Annotated in this window: 15 protein-coding genes and 1 pseudogene; 3 read left to right on the top strand and 13 right to left on the bottom strand. The window is 38.0% G+C overall.

Features of this window, described 5'->3' with window-relative positions:
* Positions 1-10 precede the first annotated feature (10 nt).
* The 3 genes from serS to HMPREF0518_RS08710 form a co-directional block, all read right to left on the bottom strand.
* On the bottom strand, positions 11-1,318 hold the full coding sequence (gene serS, locus HMPREF0518_RS08720) for a serine--tRNA ligase (RefSeq protein WP_003629932.1): 1,308 nt from the start codon (positions 1,316-1,318) through the stop codon (positions 11-13).
* Positions 1,319-1,541: 223 nt separating this feature from the next.
* Positions 1,542-2,093, bottom strand: a complete 552-nt coding sequence (locus HMPREF0518_RS08715) for a GNAT family N-acetyltransferase (protein ID WP_003627857.1) — start codon at positions 2,091-2,093, stop codon at positions 1,542-1,544.
* Positions 2,093-2,701 carry a TVP38/TMEM64 family protein gene (locus tag HMPREF0518_RS08710; protein ID WP_003627856.1) on the bottom strand — a complete coding sequence of 203 codons (609 nt, stop codon included), beginning with the start codon at positions 2,699-2,701 and terminating at the stop codon, positions 2,093-2,095. The genes HMPREF0518_RS08715 and HMPREF0518_RS08710 overlap by 1 nt, the downstream gene beginning before the upstream one ends.
* Before the next feature lie 129 nt (positions 2,702-2,830).
* Between HMPREF0518_RS08710 and HMPREF0518_RS08705 the strand changes: the two genes are divergently transcribed.
* The 3 genes and pseudogenes from HMPREF0518_RS08705 (at position 2,831) to HMPREF0518_RS08690 (ending at position 5,951) form a co-directional block, all read left to right on the top strand.
* Entirely contained in the window at positions 2,831-3,628 is a 798-nt protein-coding gene (locus tag HMPREF0518_RS08705; RefSeq protein ID WP_020829026.1) for an alpha/beta hydrolase, read from the top strand.
* Positions 3,628-4,485 (top strand): annotated as a pseudogene (locus tag HMPREF0518_RS08695) (helix-turn-helix domain-containing protein). The gene HMPREF0518_RS08705 and the pseudogene HMPREF0518_RS08695 overlap by 1 nt, the downstream one beginning before the upstream one ends.
* Before the next feature lie 83 nt (positions 4,486-4,568).
* Entirely contained in the window at positions 4,569-5,951 is a 1,383-nt protein-coding gene (locus HMPREF0518_RS08690) for an NAD-dependent succinate-semialdehyde dehydrogenase (protein ID WP_023192921.1), read from the top strand.
* A 45-nt stretch (positions 5,952-5,996) separates the two neighbouring features.
* Here HMPREF0518_RS08690 and HMPREF0518_RS08685 read toward each other — a convergent pair whose 3' ends face one another.
* The 10 genes from HMPREF0518_RS08685 to HMPREF0518_RS08640 form a co-directional block, all read right to left on the bottom strand.
* On the bottom strand, positions 5,997-7,031 hold the full coding sequence (locus tag HMPREF0518_RS08685) for a zinc ribbon domain-containing protein (RefSeq protein WP_003627852.1): 1,035 nt from the start codon (positions 7,029-7,031) through the stop codon (positions 5,997-5,999).
* Between the two features lie 158 nt (positions 7,032-7,189).
* Positions 7,190-10,894: an MMPL family transporter gene (locus tag HMPREF0518_RS08680; protein ID WP_003627851.1), complete on the bottom strand. Its 3,705-nt coding sequence runs from the start codon at positions 10,892-10,894 to the stop codon at positions 7,190-7,192.
* Positions 10,895-10,898: 4 nt separating this feature from the next.
* Positions 10,899-11,471: a TetR/AcrR family transcriptional regulator gene (locus HMPREF0518_RS08675; protein ID WP_003627850.1), complete on the bottom strand. Its 573-nt coding sequence runs from the start codon at positions 11,469-11,471 to the stop codon at positions 10,899-10,901.
* A gap of 135 nt (positions 11,472-11,606) precedes the next feature.
* Positions 11,607-12,557, bottom strand: coding sequence for a serine hydrolase (locus tag HMPREF0518_RS08670; RefSeq protein WP_003629940.1), 951 nt, complete (start codon positions 12,555-12,557; stop codon positions 11,607-11,609).
* Positions 12,558-12,569: 12 nt separating this feature from the next.
* Positions 12,570-13,487 (bottom strand): magnesium transporter CorA family protein, encoded by a 918-nt coding sequence (locus tag HMPREF0518_RS08665; protein ID WP_003627848.1) that lies wholly within the window; start codon positions 13,485-13,487, stop codon positions 12,570-12,572.
* 138 nt (positions 13,488-13,625) lie between these two features.
* The gene (locus tag HMPREF0518_RS08660; protein ID WP_003627847.1) at positions 13,626-14,927 is read right to left on the bottom strand and encodes an extracellular solute-binding protein; all 1,302 of its coding nucleotides are present in this window, start codon (positions 14,925-14,927) and stop codon (positions 13,626-13,628) included.
* Between the two features lie 51 nt (positions 14,928-14,978).
* Entirely contained in the window at positions 14,979-16,274 is a 1,296-nt protein-coding gene (locus tag HMPREF0518_RS08655) for an MBL fold metallo-hydrolase (protein ID WP_003627846.1), read from the bottom strand.
* Complete coding sequence (locus HMPREF0518_RS08650) at positions 16,258-17,082, bottom strand: carbohydrate ABC transporter permease (protein WP_003627845.1); 825 nt, start codon at positions 17,080-17,082, stop codon at positions 16,258-16,260. Before HMPREF0518_RS08650 ends, HMPREF0518_RS08655 begins: the two co-directional genes overlap by 17 nt.
* Before the next feature lie 3 nt (positions 17,083-17,085).
* A complete protein-coding gene (locus HMPREF0518_RS08645; protein ID WP_003627844.1) occupies positions 17,086-17,952 on the bottom strand; it encodes a carbohydrate ABC transporter permease in 867 nt (288 codons plus the stop codon).
* Entirely contained in the window at positions 17,952-19,037 is a 1,086-nt protein-coding gene (locus HMPREF0518_RS08640; protein WP_003629946.1) for an ABC transporter ATP-binding protein, read from the bottom strand. The genes HMPREF0518_RS08645 and HMPREF0518_RS08640 overlap by 1 nt, the downstream gene beginning before the upstream one ends.
* Positions 19,038-19,169: the final 132 nt, after the last annotated feature.

Genomic DNA, 19,169 nt, shown 5'->3' with positions numbered 1-19,169 from the left:
TTATTTTTTATTAAATCAAACCTGATTCTTTAGTAATCTTCTTCATACCATTCATGTATGGTACAAGAACATCAGGAACAGTTACAGAACCATCTTCGTTTTGGTAGTTTTCCAAAATTGCAGCTACTGCTCTACCTACAGCTAAACCAGAACCATTTAAAGTATGAGCTAAGTGAAGCTTGCCATCTTCGTCACGGTAACGAATTTGTGCACGACGAGCTTGAAAGTCAGTACAGTTAGAACAACTTGAAATTTCACGGTACTTGTCTTGTGCAGGCATCCAAACTTCAAGATCGTAAGTCTTAGCACTAGTAAAACTTGCATCCCCAGTTGACAAAGCGACTACGTGATATGGCAAACCTAACTTTTGCAATAAGTGTTCAGCATTGTGGGTCAACTTTTCAAGTTCATCCCATGATTCATCTGGCTTACATACCTTAACCATTTCAACTTTGCGGAATTCGTGCATTCTAATCAAGCCACGAGTATCACGACCTGCTGAACCTGCTTCACTTCTAAATGCTTGTGATAAAGCAGTTACGTTGATTGGTAACTTGTTTTCATGAATAATTTCATTTCTGAAGTAGTTTACCAAAGGAACTTCAGCAGTTGGAATCAAAGTCAAGTCACGTGGCTTATCTGGATCGTCGTTATCTACGATAGTATAAACATCTTCGTGGAACTTAGGGAATTGTCCAGTACCTTGCATTGATGCATCGTTAACAAGGTATGGTGGAATAACTTCGGTATAGCCATCCTTAGTGTTTTCATCAAGGAAGAAGTTAAAGACAGCACGTTCCAAAAGCGCACCTGCACCAATGTAGTAAACAAAACGTGCACCTGAAACTTTAGAAGCACGATCCCAGTCTAAAATACCAAGGTCAGTACCAATGTCCCAGTGAGCCTTTGGCTTAAAGTCAAACTTAGTTGGTTCATTCCATTTACGAACTTCTTCATTGTAGCTATCATCAGGGCCGATTGGATCTGAATCTGCTGGGAAGTTAGGTAATCTAAGCAAAATGTAGTTTTGCTTTTCAGTCAATTCAGCGACTTCTTTATCTAAGTCTTTGATTTCCTTACCTACTTCACGCATAGCTTGAATAGCATCACTTGCGTCTTCCTTATTGCGCTTCTTTTCAGCAATTTGCTTAGAAACGTCATTACGCTTAGCCTTTAATTGTTCACTCTTGGTTAAATCCTTACGACGCTTAGCATCGATTTCAACCAATTCATCCAATTCTTCTGGCTTGATGCCACGTGTAGCTAACTTTTTCTTTGACCAATCGAGATTCTCACGAATCACCTTAATATCAAGCATTAAAAACCTCCATAATACAAAAAAGAGCCGACTCATCCCCTGCTTGGGACGAATCGGCTCTTGCACAGCTTCGCGGTACCACCCATCTTCAGTCAGATATAGACTGCACCTCTTAACAGACGAATAACGACGCCAAACCGTGCAACTATTAATTGCCCATCTTAACGAAATCTGGAAACGACATCCATTCACTCGCACCAACCGTGAACTCTCTGAAGTAGTCTTAGGATTTCATGTTTGCGTCTATTTTAAGCCATTCTGCTTGTTTGAGCAAATAATATTTTTCTTGATACGAAAAAAGTGTACTAATTTGGGAATAATCTACGGTATAAACATACTGAAAACCTAGTTTTTCCAATAATTTCTGCGATTTTTCATTATTTACAAAAGTTCCTGCCCAAATTTCTTTTTGACGCTTCTTTTTAAAAGCATAATTCAAAATTAAACGGAGCGCTTCAGTCATATAGCCATTGCCTTCAAATGCTTGATCTAGCAAAAAGCCTACTTCTTTTGTTTTTAACAAGCCACTTTGTTCATCTAAACCGCGTTCATATAGTTCAATCAAGCCAATTGTCTGATCATTTTGTCGCAGACAAATAATATAACTCTCTGGACGTGCCATGTATTGCTGAACGCCGCGGCGAGCCTCATCTATATTTTGGTAATTTTCAAAAGCAGCTAAATTATTGTAGCGAGCATTCTTTCCCCACTTCAATAGCTGTTCTGCATCTTTTTCTTCAAATCTTCTTAAATATATTCTTTTTGATTCTAGCATTATTTACCCATCAACTTCAGAAGCCATTTGGCACCGTACTGCAAGCCAAAGCTGTAAGCAATAATTGTCCATGGCTTACATAAAATAATTATCCAAAAGTAAGTCCAAAACTTCATCTTGGTTAAGCCGGCAAGCAAACAAAGCACATCATCAGGCGCAACAGGCGAAACAATACAGATGGCGAAAAACCAATTAAACTTCTTTTGATTCTCGGTCCACTTCATATATTTGTCCAGCGTTTTTTCTGAAACAATGTGCAAAATAAATGGACGCCCATAACGCCTAGCCAAAAAGAAGTTGATAATTGAGCCGATGCAAATTCCGACGTAATTATAGATGAATCCGGCGACTGGTCCAAAAAAGACCACCCCACCTAACAAAGAAACACCACCTGGAATAATTGGGATTACTACCTGGACAATCTGGATCAATACGAAAATGATTGGCCCAACGATTTGTTTATTGGCTAAATAAGCGCGCATCTTCGTTTGATCAGTAAATATCCCTAATTGATACCAATAAATGACCAACAAAATAATTACTAATCCACAGACCACCGTCGCAATATTGATTAGTTTACGACTGGCCTTAGCTGACAAATGATGCATCTTTTTCGCCTTCTTTCAGAAATTTAATACACTAATTCTATCAAAAAACTTAGCAAGTGTTTATTAACTTATCTGCTTTTTAGTTAATATATAATATTCTTAACAGTAGAAATGAAAGGAACACAGATTATGGTAGTCATTAAAAATAATATTATTTATGACGAGAATAAAGAACTAGGAGCTGATATCTACTATCCAAATGATACAACTTCTGATACTAAAATTTTAATCTTTTGGCATGGTGGCGGCTGGCTTCGCGGAGACAAAAAAGATGTTAAAAAAGTAGGCGTAGATTTTGCTAATGCCGGATTCATGACTTTTATCCCTAACTACAGCTTAGCTCCAGCAAACCATTTTCCAGCTGCTCATGATGATGCACTTCATTTTGTCGAGTGGCTGTTAAATTCCGATTATACCGATCATGATGACATCAAGAATATCGTTCAAATCGGTGCCAGCGTTGGTGGCACAATGGCTTTATACGTGGCCGGTAAGTACGGTTTTCCAACTGTGACTTGGTCTGGCCCTGTTGAATATGCCAACTGGATTAAGCAGCATCAAGATGTTAAGGCATCCCCACAAGCCAAGCAAGACTTCGGCATCACTGATCCTGCACAAATCAGAGCATCCTTTTACAAGTACTTCACTCTAGCTTATGCCGGCTCAGACAAAGCTGATGTTTTACAAAAGCTTGATGCTCAATCATATGATTTTTCTAAATTGGGCAAATTAATGATGCTTAACTCTACTGATGAACTAACACCGTTATCCACTACACTAGATTTTATTAAATTCTTAGCTAAAGAAAATCACGGCGTGCAATTATTAGTAATTCCAGGACACGGCCACGCTATGGATTATAGTCAGGATTATATTGATGAATCCCTGGACTTTTTATATCAAACAATTAAGAGACAAAAACAATGATTATCGATATCAAAAAATTCGTTCAAATACGTAAAAAACAGAAACTATCGCAAACGGAACTTTGTGATGGTATCTGTACACAATCAACTTTAGGTAATTTTTAAAATAACGGTCAAGTGCCCTCCTTAAAAATTCTTAATCAGCTATGCAATCGCTTGCATATCGAAGTTGGCGATATTATTAATCGCAGTGATGAGCAACGAATTGCTCAACTGCTATTTGATGCAGACTTTTCATTTATTAATTATGCCTACACAAAAATCTTGAACTTGCTGTCTGAAGTTAACGAAGATACTCTCAAACGTAAAACAGATCAGGTGCACTATCAATTTTTACGAGGACAATACGCACTTAAAAGCGACCGCAATGAAATGAGTGCCTTGTTTTATTTCAATAATATTTTGACAACTAAAGATCTGCCTAAAAACGATATCTATCGTTTGCTCGCACTCAATGGCTGCAGTCAGATTTATGCTAAGCAAGGTGAGACGAAAAAGGCAGAGCATTATTACAGCCAAGTTCTCAAAAATATTAAAGACGTTGAAATCAACAACCCACTTACAACCTTGCATGCTCTAGCTATTTTATGCGATGCTAGTGAATTTTATGGTCAACGCGAAATGTACAAAGAATCCAATTCACTTTTGCGTTACGCCTACAAGATCAGTACTGAAAAGCATGTCATCTTTTACATGGCTCGCATTCTCCTGCAGCAAGGCATTAATGACATAGCGCAAAATAAAGATAAAACAATTATTAGTCAGCACTTGCATGATGCGATTGCGTTTGCTCGTATCAACCGCAATCGCATCACCTTGAACAAGGCTCGAAAACTGCTTAAACAATTAAATGAATGAAAATAGCTGTGTTTTATTTGCAAGCTCTTTATAATATAAGCATAACTTTATAGAGATAAAACTTACTGAATGGGGGAAAGAAATTGTCCAAATATCAATCAATTAATCCATACACCAACGAAGAATTCGCTAGCTATAATAATCCAACATCCCAACAAATCGATGAGGCAATCAATTTAGCGCACATGCTATATAAAAAATGGCGTCATGAAGATCCAAGCAGTCGTGCAGAACTTTTGCACAAAATTGCAGATGCCTTTCGTGAGCATGAAGATGAATTAGCTAAAATGATGACCCTAGAGATGGGAAAATTATTGCGTGAATCAAAAGAAGAAGTTGAATTATGTGCTTCTATTTGTGATTATTACGCAGAAAATGGTGCAGCAATGTTAAAACCTACGCCTATTAAAAGCAAATTGGGCGATGCTTATTACTTAAAGCAATCCACAGGTGTAATCATGGCTTGCGAACCATGGAACTTCCCACTCTATCAAGTAGTTCGCGTATTTGCGCCTAACTTCATCGTAGGTAATCCTGTTTTGCTTAAGCACGCTCACAACGTACCAGGTTCAGCAGCCTTAATCGCTAAAATTATCAAGAGATCTGGAGCACCTGAAGGCTGTCTGCTCAATCTTTACCTCAACTATGACCAATTAGCAGACGTTATTGCTGATCCACGAATTCAAGGCGTGGCATTAACCGGATCAGAGCGTGGCGGTAGTGCTGTTGCTGAAGCTGCTGGTAAAAATCTAAAGAAGTCTACCATGGAACTTGGCGGCAATGATGCCTTTATCGTATTAGACGATGCCGATCCGCAATTATTGCGCAACGTTTTAAACGATGCCAGAACCTATAACGGTGGACAGGTATGTACTTCATCTAAGCGAATTATTGTCAAAAAATCACGTTATGACGAAGTTTTGCATGAACTTAGAAACGTCTTCTCTGAGTTAAAGGCTGGTGATCCGCTTGAAGCAGATACTACTTTGCCACCAATGAACTCAGAAAGAGCTAAAGAGAAATTAGAAAAACAAGTTCAAGCAGCAACTGAGGCAGGAGCTAAAGTCTTCTATCAATATCCTGAAATTGATTCCAAAGGTGCATTCTTTAGACCTACAGTTTTAACTAATATTGATAAAAACAACCCAATCTTCGATGAAGAACTCTTTGGACCAGTTGCTGAAGTCTATGTGGTTCAAGATGACGATGAAGCTATTCAATTAGCTAACGATTCAAGCTATGGCCTTGGTTCATCAGTTATTAGCCGTAATATTGATCGCGCTAAAAAGGTTGCCGCACAAATTGAAACGGGAATGACAGTCATCAACGGTCGCTGGATCACCTCAGGTGAACTTCCATTTGGCGGAGTTAAGAAATCGGGCTATGGCCGTGAATTAAGTGACTTAGGCATGATGGCATTTGTTAACGAACATCTAGTTATTGATGTTACTAAAAATAATCAATAATTGACTATACGAAAAAAGGAGCAGATTTGCTCCTTTTTTTATGCTCTAATTTTCTTTTTTCTTAAATAAATTATAACCTGATAAAACCGTAGTAAGTGCACTAGATAAAATCAAGAAATAAGCAGACGCACCTAATGATACAGCATAAATAATCAACTGACTGATTAATTGACTCATAACGCCAGTTGCAGCACGACTAGAACTAGATAATTTATAGATTAAATAAATTAAAAAGATCGTTTCAATTAGTGACAAAACAAAAGCTAAAGCCTGACTGGATCGTGTATTTTTCAATATATTGTAAATGATAAATATTGGGAAAAGGAATAAAAACAGCCAGACAAGATAAAGCACAATCGAATAAACAGAAGTGGCTCCAGATGATAGTAATCTGCCTGCCAAACTGAAAATCATATTGGAGATCGACATTCTCTGCGTGTAGCTCACAGCTGAAACGGCCGCACCTGAATCGGTAAAGAGAACGATTAAACTAATTAGCGCTGTTAAAATGACTGATAATTGAACGTAGTTAAAGCGACTTTGTCTTTGCTTCTTTATTTCACGCATCTGTTTTTCAACACGCGGATGACTTTGTTCAAAATCTGCATTACGCTTTTTTATTCCGTCTTCGCGCTCATCAACTCGATTGAAGATTTTAGATCCCATTTGGTTAATTTTTTGAGTTAATCGTTTATCAACTGTATATTGTTCAATCTTCTTTTGTTGATCACAAACAATATAAAGCCAAATCATCAAAGCCAAAAAACTAATCCAACCTGCTGCTCTTGAAAAGCTCATCAGAATTAACAGAAAAACACCTAATAGAAAAACTAAAGTGGCATTTTTTCTTACCCAAGCAATCATACGTTGAACAGTAGAATTTTGCTTTTCGGGATAAAATTCTGCCCGATATGCAGCACGGCTGATAATTTGTTGCCCCTCATTATCAGATTCATACTTAGTCTTAATATGCTGATCTGTGAAAAAGTTGTCACGGTATTTCTTTAGATTAAAACCACAATTTGAACAAATATCGTCCTTTTCATTAATCGCTTGACCACAATTTGGACACGTAGTCATATAAAGCCCTCTCTTATTGCTTCTTTATCAATAATTATAACATGCAGATGAAGGCAAATAGTGACGACATGAGCGGATTTTGTTAGTAACCAATTAAATTCTTACTTATGAATACAAAAAAGACTCTACAGCAATTGTAGAGTCTTTTGAGTTAATTATTATTTATTGTTTTTCTTAAACAACCTACCGAAGTTGACACCTTCATAAGTTAATTTAACTGCAGCTGATAAAGTAATTGGCAAGATAAATACCAAGATTAACAAACCAACATCCACAGTCAAAGCAACTTCAATCAAGGTTGGGATGCCTGATGGGATCAAGGCTGCAAAAGTACCATCCAAGATAATTGCAGCTGAAACAACAACAGTACCGATAATAGCACATGCCTTCAAGATTCTTGAACTTGGAGTTGTGTAACCTTCAGTCTCAAGTTCACGATAACGAGTCATGAGGAAGATACTGTAATCAACACCTAAGGCAATCAACATGATAAAGCTGAAAAATGGTGTGTTCCATGAAAGCATGCTTCTACCAAGAACAGCCTTAACAATCCATTGGTTGATTGAAAGTGAGCAAAGGTATGCGATAAGCAAAGTACCAAGAATGTAAACTGGTTGAAGAAGTGAACGAGTTACAAACATTAAGGCAATACCGATACCAATTAACATGATTGCGGCAGTTCTAAGGAAGTCGCCGCTGGCAACTGTCTTAGTATCCTTAATCTTTGAACTTTGACCACCCATAGCAACAGTAGCATTCTTAAGAGCAGTACCTTGGAAGGTCTTCTTAGCCATTGCGCTCAATTCTTGTGATTCGTTAGTAGCTTCGGTTGCACTTGGGTTTGAATCGAAGACTATGATGATTTGAGCTGACTTCTTGTCAGGGCTAAGGTATACATCCATTGACTTCTTGAACATTTCATTCTTCAAGAAGTCCTTTGGAATGTAGAAGGTATCTGCAGCTGCAGATGAACCTAAGCCCTTCAAGTAAGTTTCACCTTGGCCTAAACCACTGTTTACAGTGTCAATACCAGTAGTAAGTTCTGGAACCTTAGCAGCTAACTTGCCAGCACCCATGCTGAGTTGGCCAGCACCACTGTTGAGTTGACCAATACCTGAGATAAGGGCTGGAGCTTGACCAGCTAATTGACCAACACCTGAGTTAAGTTGACCGGCACCATTTGCAAGTGTGCCAAGACCAGTGTTAAGAGTACCTGCACCGTTGGCAAGAGTACCTAACCCAGATTGAAGTTGGCCAGCACCACTGTTGAGTTGACCAACACCAGCATTAAGACGACCAGCACCACTTGCAAGACTGCCAAGACCAGTACTCAAGCGACCTGCACCGCTGTTAAGAGCTGCGGCACCTGAGTTAAGCTTGTTTGCACCGGCAACACCTGCGCTAGCAGCTGATTGAACTTGACTTAAGCCTGAGCTTAATTGGTTCAAAGCAGTGGCAGCACCTGGAAGTGCTTGGTTTGAGGCTTGAGCTAAAGTATTCACTTGAGTCTTCAAACTTTGAAGTTGTGTCATCAAATCACTTTGTTGCATTGCAGCCATTGAGCCTTGTAATCCTTGAGCAGCTTGAGTTGCATTTTGCATAGCTAACTTTAACTTGTCAGTATTAGCACCAGCTTGAGCTTTTTGAACTACTGATTGTACCGCTTGGGTTGCAGCTGCAGTTGCTGCTTGTTGAGCTGCTTGTTTTTGATCATTTGGAACATCTTTCACAGCTGATTGAACTGCAGCACTAATTGCTGATTGAACATCTGCCTGACTTACAGATGAACCGACACTACCAGCAGCACTTTGCAATTCCTTCAAGCTGCTTTCCAATTGAGCTGCTTGTTTTTGTACAGCAGCTAAACCACTAGTTGCAGATGAAACATCAACAGAATTGCCTAAAGCAGCATTCAATTGTTGAATACCACTGTTAATTTGTGGCAAAGCAGTTTGCAATGCAGCAAGTTGTTGCTTGTTCGAACCACTTAATTGGTTTGAAAGTTGTGAACTCAATTGTTGCAATTGGTTAGCCATTTGTTGGGTACCATTTTGCAAAGTCTTGGTACCAGCTTGTAAGCTGTTAGCACCATTTTGCAACTTGTTAGCACCGCTTTGTAAACTGCTTGCACCACTTTGAAGTGCATGAGTACCACTAGCCAAACGACCAGCACCAGTTTCAAGACGAGCTGCACCACTAACTAATTGATTTGAACCGTTTTGTAACCGAACGGCACCACTTTGTAATTGTTGTGCACCATTTTGCAAACGACTAGTACCACCAACTAATTGTTGCGCACCACTTTGAAGACGACTAGTACCATCTTGAAGTTGATCTGCACCATCCTTCAAGCTGTTGGCACCATTAGCCACCTTGTTAGAACCTTTGCTTAACTTACCCAAACCAGAACGAGCTTGGTCAACACCGTCATTAACAGTGTTCAATTGATTATTCACATAAAGCATATCAATTGGCTCACCATATGGCTCGGTTACAGATGTTGCAAATGAAACATCCTTTGAGTTTTGAAGTTGCTTGGTCAATTGATCAATTAACTTCAAGTTTTCTTCATTGTCTAAACGATGCTTACTCTTAATGTACAAGTATGATGGTTCAGCCATGCCTTCTGAGAAGTGTTTTTGAACTACCAATAAACCTTGCTTAGATGGAACTGAATCAGCAATTTCATCAGTATCATCGTAATTCAGGTGACCTGAATACATTAGCATAAATGGAATAGTAACTACAGCCAAAACAACCAAGTAAATAATTGGGTGTTTTAAAGTTGAAGCGGAAATTCCATGCCAAAGTTTATCATCGCTTTCACCAGTAAATTTCTTAACTGGCCAGAACATTTTCTTACCAAGAACTGCCATGAAGAATGGGTTGAGTGTTAAAAGCACCACCAAAAGTACCGCAACACCAACCGCAACACCAACGGTTGATTGGTAAACTGAGAACTTAGCTAAACTTAATGCAGTAAATCCGATTAAGATTGATAAACCGGAGTACAAGATTGTCTTACCAGCTTTGAAAAGCGCATCATGTAAGGCCTCGTACTTGTCCATCCCTTTCCCCAGATTCTCTTTAAACTTGTCATACAGCAAGATGTTGTAGTCGGTACCAATACCAAAGAGGACGATAACCATGAACACTTGTGTAAAGTTAGAGAATGGAAAGTTAGCATGTTCAACTAAGTTTGTAACGATTGAGAAGGAAGTAAGGAATGATACCCCAACTGTCAATAATGAAATTAATGGAACAATTGGTGACTTAAAGACGATTACCAAAACAATGAAAATAAATACAACGGTAATAGCTTCAGTCTTCTTAATTCCTTCTTGAATTGAAGTAGAGAAGTCATGCTGCAAAATATCAGCACCAGTTACATAAGTGCGAAGACCTTGCGTCTTGGCATCCCTGTTCATTTGGTTATAAACTTCTTCAATAGTGCCATGACTCTTAGCAATATTAAATTGTGCTACCCAAGTCGTACCATCTTTTGATTGAAGCTTCTTTCTTGTAGCAATATTAGAATCTGGAAGAAGTGAATCCTTAATTCCATACTTGTGTTTATCATTAGTAAACTTGTCAAGCGTATTATTGATAGCTGCTTTATCAGCCTCCGTCAGCTTGCCATGTTTCTTGTTAAAAACAAGTGCTACTTCATAGGTGTTTTTCTTTTTTGCACCCCAATTGTTTTTGATATATTGTGCCACATTGCTTTGCACATTACTTGGAAGCGTAATGTCCGAGTGGGCATTAGTCAGCTCCTTAATATTAGGCAAAGCAAAGATGGAAATTATCAATATCAAAATCCATGCAATTAAAGAAAAAACATGGTTTTTCAGAAATTTATGCACTTTCCTATTTCCTCCCTATTTGTAAATCAGGTACTGGTTCTACAAGTCGCAGAATCATCTCATGATAATTACGATTAGATTCATCCTTTGTTTCATCAACAAATGAAGAAGAATTATCCAAAAAAACGTAACCCAATACAGCGCCAATTAAAGCATGGAACGAAATGGCCCTATCTTTTCTAAAATTAAGCCTTTCGCCCAATTTGATCAGATTCAAAATCTCTTGACTAATTGCCGCGTCCTTAGGATATTCATTCAAGTGATACAAAATGCTTGATAAAGCCTGATCGCCTAACAAAAAATCCCGCACCGTATCAGCAAACTTAAGCAATGCATTCCTGCCAGACAAGCCAATCAAATCATCCATTAATTGATGCCGCAAAATTCTGATCTCCCTTGCACCAACCAAAGATAATAATTGCTTGCGACCAGATACATAATGATATAGTGACTGCGAGCGCACATTCAATGCTTTGGCCAAAGCCGGCAAAGTTGTCGCACTCAACCCCTTCTCACTAATCATCTTAGTTGCTTGATCAATTATCTTATCTAGATCAAGATTTCTCTTCTGTGCCATAACGTCCCTCCTTTTCCTAGCATACTAGATAATATATCACTACAATTTGAAGATTACAATCTACAATGTGTAAATAATTGCTTTTTCTAATAAAAAAATAATGAAGCCCTTTTCAAGCTTCATTATCTTCATCTCTTATTTATGTTTCTTATCGAACCAAGTGTTAACATTCTTGGCTAACTTATTAAAGTTCTTATTATTGCTGCTCCACACTGCTATACAGTAATTTCCTTTACCTTGAACAATTGCTGTAGCAAAATCATCATCACCTGTAGCATAAACGCCACCATTGATGCCCTTAACCATCTTGATTCGTTCTTTTGACTTAGCTAAAGCACTCAAGACCTTGCTGGCATATTGTCGATTCAAAACTCTTCCTTGATAAAGACCGATCATAGTTTTAGCTAGATCATTAGCAGTAGTTTTGCCATAAGCATCACCAGTAAAGCGTTTGGCTATAGTAGTTTGATCAGCTCCCATTATTTTGGCAACTGATTCAATACTCTTAATGCCAATTTTTCTAATCAATGCATTGGAAGCAGTCTTATTGTTCTTCAACATTGCTTCACGCAAATAGGCAACACCATAAGCCATGTTGACTTGGAACATGCCATCGCCTTTGGCCTTATCAGCCTTTTTAATTTTAATCGCTGTTTTAGAGCCTATTTTGCCCTTCTGTTCTTGTTCATAAAGTGCAATTAACAAGAAGAGCTTCATCACGTCTTTAGCGTCATGCGCTTTGGCAGTATTTGATACAACTGCATAACGACTAGAATTGTTTAAATCTTGGACAGCAACTTGATAACTGTCATCAAGTCCCATTACCTTTTTGATCATTTTAACTAGTTGCTTATTACTGCCGCTTTTTGCCTTAACGTGATTAGAATACTCAATTGAATTAACTTTAGGTTCCTTAACCTTCTTAATCTTGGGCTCTTTAACCTTCTTCTTGCTTTTCTTAACTTTGCTAGTTGTAGGTCCTACAATCTTGAGCTGCGCATTTTCAACTCGTCTCATATTGCTTGTATATAAGATAAATGCTAACAAAGTAGAAATAATAGAGCCTATCAATATTTTATGTTTCATAAGATTTCCTCTTTAAAAGAAGTGATGCTTTTTCATTAAAACGACCAGCCAAACCATTAAGACTACCATCAAAACAGTAATCAAAATACAGTCAAATGAATTTTTTAAAATAGGCAGGCTAACATTCATTTCATAAAACCCTGTCAAAATAGTTGGAATAGTTAACACTAGTGACCACCCTGTCAAAAATCGCATGGTATCGTTCAAGTTATTGTTCATCATGTTATTCGAGGTAGCCGACAGCGTCTTGGTTACTTGTTGAGAAATCTGAACCATTTCTGCAGACTGGCTTGATTCAATGAGAACGTCATCAAGTCGCTCACGCGCATCCTTAGTGAAGTCCAACTTGCTATGATCCAAACTGTGAAGCATTATCAAATCTGTTTGAATTGAACTAGATAAATAAACCAAACTTTTTTCAATATTGGACAATTCAACTAGATCCTTGTTGTTAATATCATCAGATAATTTTTGATCCAAGCTATTACGCTCAACATCGAGCTGAGTTACAGCACGCTGGAAATATTGTGATGAATAAAGGAAGAAGAGCACCAACAACTCTGTTACATCTTTGGCCTCAGAAAGTCGCTCACGCATATACTCATCATTAAATTCATCAAAAACATAGCTAGTTGATTCCGTATGGAAAGTAAAGACATTTTCACCAACAACTAAGAAAGTAATTGGTTGTGAGGTAAAATGCTTAATCGTATTGGTCGGCCAAATAGGAACATCATAAACTAACAGGTGACTATGCGTGTGTAAATCGTAGTCGTAGTGAGGACGTTCGTGACGGTCAGAAATATATGAAATGATATCCGGTGTGAAATTGAAATCTTTTTGCAATTTCTCACTGTCCTCTTCACTTAAGTTGTTGATGTCGTACCACTTATATTTTGTGGGTACGGGGAAATTTTGTTGTCTAATCAACTAGCTCACCTCTGCTTTTTTATTACCTAATAAATGGTACCATTTTTTCGAAGCACATAGGAACCGCAAACTTATTATTTCCTTCAAAAAAGGCAGACCCAGCACGGTCTGTCTTTTGAAATTAATTGCTATTTAGTTTTATTGCTTCCAAGCAGCGTCAAACTTTTGCTTACCAGCTTCAATTTGACTGTTAATGTTTTGTCCCTTTTCTGCAGCTGCGTAGATGTTTTGTTGAATACTGTCCAATTGTTGGTATGCAGCGTTTGAGTTCTTAGCAACTGGAACACTGTAAAGGTGCTTCATAGCATCTTGAAGCTTAGCAGGAAGCTTGATGCTCTTGTTGTCCTTGTAAGCCTTTGATTTAATGGTCTTTTCGTTAACTGGGATGTAACCAGTAGCTTTAGCCCACTTAAGTTGGCTTGATTGTGATACCAAGAACTTAATGTACTTGAATGCAGCAGCCTTTTGTTCTGCACTAGCGTGGTTGAACATGTAAATGTCAGTACCTTGTTGCAAAGTGTACTTGCCAGGACGTGGAGCAACATCGTAAGTGAACTTGTCGCCTACACCTTGCTTAACAAAGCCTTCACCTGCAGAAGTACCTACAAACATTGCAACCTTTTGGTTAGCAAATGGACCTGAAAGGTAGTGTTCTGAACCAGCAGTTCTGAAGTAGCCCTTCTTGATACCATCTGCGTAGTAGTTAATAACTTTCTTTGAAGTTGCACCACTGAAGTTAATCTTGTCTGAGAAGTTTACCCCTTCATCCTTCATACCAATAGTGTAGTAGTTTGGCAATGAGTCAAAGCCAGCACCTACAACCTTGTGATTACTCTTCTTGTAGATAGTTTCTGCAACATCTTTGAATTCTTCCCAAGTACTTGGAACCTTCTTAATACCATATTTTTCAAACATGGTCTTGTTGTAAGTCAAAGTTTCAATTGACTTGTTAAATGGAATACCGTATTGAGTACCCTTGATCTTAGCACCATCAAGAAGATCAGGGGTAATGTCAGAAGCCTTAGCACTGCCCCAACCAACATTCTTGTTGTTGATGTATGGAGTTAAGTCAACAAGCATCTTGTTTTGTGCGGCGTTCCAAAGCCAACCTGGGTATGCTTGAGTAATAGTTGGCAAGTTGTTTGGTGATTGCAAGGTTGAGTTGATCTTAGCTTGCAAATCGTTATATGCACCTTGGTTTTCAAGCTTGATAGTGATCTTAGGATTCTTCTTTTCAAAATCCTTGGTCAATTGCTTCAGGGTAGTTTGTTGAACACCAGTCATTGAATTCCAGAACACAACTGTTGTCTTCTTGGTAATCTTTGATGGAATCTTCTCTGAGCTTGATGACGAATTCTTGTTGCCATTTGAACAAGCAGCAGTTCCAACTAAGGCTAAAGCAGCAACGGCAGCCATAGCAAGTTTCTTACTAAACTTCATTAGATAATCCTCCTAAAAAGTAAAACTAAACAACAATATTTTTTTGATTCACTAAAGCGTGACTGTTTGACCACGTTTAGGTAAAATCCGTTCTCCAAATGGATTCTCTTCCAGCTCCGGATGCAATGTGTGCACCGGTACCAAAATAGCTGGCTGAATCCCGGCAATTATTTCCTTGAGTTCTTTTTCATCGGCGTGTCCTGAACAACGCAATGCTTTGAACTCTATATTATTTTTAGCAAACTGCTCTACAAATGGTTTGTAGGCAGGATCAAAATCACCGAGCGGTTCTGCATTAGAGTGGATGTATAAACCGCCTTCTCGAAGCTTATCATAATCGGTGACAACTTGCCACAAGTATTTATGATTATCTTTTAAAAGCTCATCATAACTTACTTCAAGTTCTGGATTTAAGTCAGAATACTTCTTATCTTGTGGCAAGTAATAGTAAGGATAATCCTCATCCAAGCTTTCCTTAATCAAGTGGGCACGTTCTGCATGCAAAACAACTTTTCTTGGTGAATCAGCAATAATTCTTAACATTCTTTCCACATTAGTTGGATAAGTGTTAAAAGTGATTTGACGTTCAGGATTTTCATTTTGCAAGCGAACGATTTCTTCGGTTAATTCAACCTCATTCTTAGGGCCAGTAAATTCTTCACTATTTTCATCATGCTTTTCTTCTGGCCAAGAAACTCCTGTACCTTCAATAATCAGCATATCACTACCCCTGGATGCCTTCATAAATTCACGCACCCTATCAGGATGATAACCATGAAGACGAATATCACCAGTGTAGGCAATTTGCTTATCAGGCGTTCTAACAATCAAACCTGTAGCGCCATAAGCATCGTGATCACTAGGATATATTTCGAGGGTAATATCACCGACTTGAATTGGCTTCTTATATTCAGCCGCAATAATCGGACGAGTATAGCTCTTATCATGACCAGCAGCTGGCAATAAAAAGTCGCCTTTTTCATTTAATGCTGGCAACAAATGAGCGGTAATTGATCCAGCATAAAGCGGAATTTCCGGAGCCAGCAAATTCATTGCTTTACTATGATCAAGATGCAAGTGAGAAATATATGCTGCCGCATGTTCCCAGCGATCAGTATCAATTGCCTTACCCGTAATCTTAGGATCATAGAAGTTAGGCACATCCCCGATCAATTCATTCTTAATCAAAGTTTGATAACTTTCATCAGGCAATTTAAGCTCAGGGCGATATACTTCCCCAAGATCAAATAAAACGTGTGACTTGTTATAAGCCACTTCAATCATTGGTCCGCCAATGGTAGTTAAACCATTATAAAAAGTAACTGTTGTCTTATCCTTTAAGGTCATTACGTACCACCCCTCGAATAATTTGTTTTCTAAAGATGAAGTACAAGATCAAGATTGGCAAAACAGTCAGCGTTGCGGCTGCAAGTTGCAACTGTGTCTCACTACCTGCATCTGAAGCAAATGAAGTTAAACCGTTGTTCAAAAGTCTCATGCTGTCTTCATTAGTTACCAATAATGGCCATAGGAATGAATTCCAACCAGAAATGAAACTCAACAATGCTACAGTGAACAAACCACCTTTAGACATTGGAACCAAAATTCTCCAAATGTATTCCCAGTCACTTGCTCCGTTAATCATCGCAGTCTTATAAATAATTTGTGAAATAGAGCCAAAGTAGCTTTGTAAGTAATACATGTAGAAAATTGAAGTCAAGAATGGTAATACCAAACCGATGTAGGTGTTAAGCAAGCCCATTTGAGCAATAGTGTTGTAGTTGGTAAAGATAATTGCTTCACCCGGCACCATTAACAATGACAAAAGAACAATTTGCACTACGCCTTTGCCCTTAAACTTCAAGTTAACCATGGCAAAAGCACCAAGCAAGGCGTTAAACAAACTTACTATTGTAGTAACACTAGCAGTAATAAAGGTGTTTAAGAAGTAGCGACCAAATGGAGCTTGTGCAAAGACCTTAGTATAGTTAGCCCATTCAAAATGTTTAGGAATAATTGTTGGCGGAATAGTAGTAGTTTCCCTAAAACTCATTAACCCGCCTAAAATCATGTAGATAAATGGAAAGACGGTAATAATTGCGAAAATTGCTAACACAATATATGCAATCAAAGTACCCCAACGAATTTTCTTCATTCTTTACCGTCCTCCAATCTTTTTCATCATCTTACGTTGCAAGAACGTTACAAACATAATAATGATAAACAATACAACCGTTGCGGCCATCGCAACACCTGGCGTACCTACAATTTGGAACTTGTTATAAATGTAGAACACTGCCGTTGTAGCGGAGTTACCAACACCTGCTTGGCCGTTGAACAATGCATATACTGAAGTATAAATCTTAAACGCTGCAATAATGTTCATCGTAAGCAAGAAGGCAATAGTTGGTACCAATTGTGGCATTGTAATGCGCCAGAATTTTTCTGTACCGCTAGCACCATACATATCTGCAATAGTGTAATAGTTAGGATCAATATTACGCAATGCTCCCATCAAGATAACGATGTTAAAGGCTAATGAAGTCCATACACCAAAGATAATGATGGTTGTAAGCGACATTGCCGGATCATCAATCCAGTTTGGAGCTGGCAAATGAAGTGCTCTTAACAAGAAGTTAAGCAACCCATATTCACCATTAAAAATATAACGGAAAACAATACCAATTGCGATAGTTGATGTTACATAAGGCATAAAGAAAGTCGTTTCAAAGAATGACTTATGCTTTACCTTACTAAACATAAACCAAGCTAACATGATTGAAATAGCCAAAGCAACTGGCACAGAGATCAATGCATAAAGAATGGTATTTCTAATAGCACGCCAAAATTCCGGATCATGAAAAATGTATTGATAGTTGCTCAGCCCGGTCCAGTTCATATTGATCAAAGAACCGCTCTGAAAACTCATTACAAACGCCCGCAAGATTGGATAAATACTAAAGAAAGTAACAAAAATAATCGTTGGCGCTAAAAAGAGCCACGCTTTTTTCTGATTAGTTTTCATTAGTAGATACGTTCTCCTTCCTTAGTAAACAGGAATATTCGATTGAGTCGCATCTTCAAATTAATATTGTCACCAGGCTTAATAGGAGTTTCAAGATCTACAAGTGAACGAGCTTGAACGCCATCATGAGTGAATTTCAAAATACGTTCACGTCCGATCAATTCAACATCATCTACCTTAGCTGAAACCTCACCATGATCACCTAGCAAAATATTTTCTGGACGAACAGATAAAATATATTCGCCATCAGTTAAGTCACGCTTAAAACGACTTTTATCTAAGTCATCAACGTTAATTTCAAAATCACTACCTACGATCTTGCCGTTATTAACTTGAACTTTAAAGTTATCAATAACTGGATTACCAACAAAGTTGGCAACGAAGTAATTATTTGGTTCAAGATAGAAGTTTTGACCTAAATCATCTTGTTGAATTACCCCATTGTTGAAGAGGATAATCTTGTCACCAATGGACGATGCTTCTTCTTGATCGTGGGTAACGAATAAAGTAGTAATGCCTACCTTCTTTACCAAAGCACGAATTTCTTCACGAATCTTCAAACGCAATCTTGCATCAAGGTTACTCAAAGGTTCGTCCATTAACAAAATCTTAGGTTGTTGAACCAAAGCACGTGCAATAGCAACACGCTGTTGTTGACCACCTGACAAATCACCTGGCTTTTGGTCAGCCAATTCCATAATTTGAGTAGTCTTCATGTACTTTTCCGCAATTTCCTTAGCTTTATCCTTAGGCATCTTTTGTTTACCTACAGTTAAAGGAAACATAACATTTTGTAATACTGTCATGTGTGGATATAAAGCATAGTTCTGGAAAACGTAGCCAATTTGTCGGTCTTTTGGAGCTACGTTAACAACAGACTTTCCATCAAAAAGAATATCTCCACTAGTAGGATTGAGTAATCCTGCTAACATGTTCAAAATGGTTGTCTTACCACAACCAGATGGTCCAAGCAAACAAACAAGGTCGCCTTTCTTAACTGAAAAGCTAACATCTTTAATTGCTTCATGACCGTTGTCGTATACCTTCTTGAGGTTCTTTACTTCCACGAATCGTTCATCATTCATAAGTTTCACACACCACTATATATTGATTTTAATTTATAAATTTCTCTATTAATTCTAAGCTAAAGACACTAAAATAACAAATGACTTAACAAAAAAATTGTATTTTCTACGTAGTAATGAAATATATTTCAT

Origin of the sequence: Lactobacillus helveticus DSM 20075 = CGMCC 1.1877 (assembly GCF_000160855.1) — a bacterium.
In the GTDB taxonomy this organism is placed as follows: domain Bacteria; phylum Bacillota; class Bacilli; order Lactobacillales; family Lactobacillaceae; genus Lactobacillus; species Lactobacillus helveticus.
This window is presented reverse-complemented; position numbering and strand designations above follow the sequence as displayed.

Excerpts from the sequence above, each read along its gene's own strand:
- HMPREF0518_RS08645 (WP_003627844.1), bottom strand. The coding sequence starts at position 17,952 with ATGAAAACTAATCAGAAAAAAGCGTGGCTCTTTTTAGCGCCAACGATT.
- HMPREF0518_RS08655 (WP_003627846.1), bottom strand. The coding sequence starts at position 16,274 with ATGACCTTAAAGGATAAGACAACAGTTACTTTTTATAATGGTTTAACT.
- HMPREF0518_RS08705 (WP_020829026.1), top strand. The coding sequence starts at position 2,831 with ATGGTAGTCATTAAAAATAATATTATTTATGACGAGAATAAAGAACTA.
- HMPREF0518_RS08715 (WP_003627857.1), bottom strand. The coding sequence starts at position 2,093 with ATGCTAGAATCAAAAAGAATATATTTAAGAAGATTTGAAGAAAAAGAT.
- HMPREF0518_RS08710 (WP_003627856.1), bottom strand. The coding sequence starts at position 2,701 with ATGCATCATTTGTCAGCTAAGGCCAGTCGTAAACTAATCAATATTGCG.
- HMPREF0518_RS08670 (WP_003629940.1), bottom strand. The coding sequence starts at position 12,557 with ATGAAACATAAAATATTGATAGGCTCTATTATTTCTACTTTGTTAGCA.
- HMPREF0518_RS08640 (WP_003629946.1), bottom strand. The coding sequence starts at position 19,037 with ATGAATGATGAACGATTCGTGGAAGTAAAGAACCTCAAGAAGGTATAC.
- serS (WP_003629932.1), bottom strand. The coding sequence starts at position 1,318 with ATGCTTGATATTAAGGTGATTCGTGAGAATCTCGATTGGTCAAAGAAA.
- HMPREF0518_RS08685 (WP_003627852.1), bottom strand. The coding sequence starts at position 7,031 with ATGACTACGTGTCCAAATTGTGGTCAAGCGATTAATGAAAAGGACGAT.
- HMPREF0518_RS08660 (WP_003627847.1), bottom strand. The coding sequence starts at position 14,927 with ATGAAGTTTAGTAAGAAACTTGCTATGGCTGCCGTTGCTGCTTTAGCC.
- HMPREF0518_RS08675 (WP_003627850.1), bottom strand. The coding sequence starts at position 11,471 with ATGGCACAGAAGAGAAATCTTGATCTAGATAAGATAATTGATCAAGCA.
- HMPREF0518_RS08650 (WP_003627845.1), bottom strand. The coding sequence starts at position 17,082 with ATGAAGAAAATTCGTTGGGGTACTTTGATTGCATATATTGTGTTAGCA.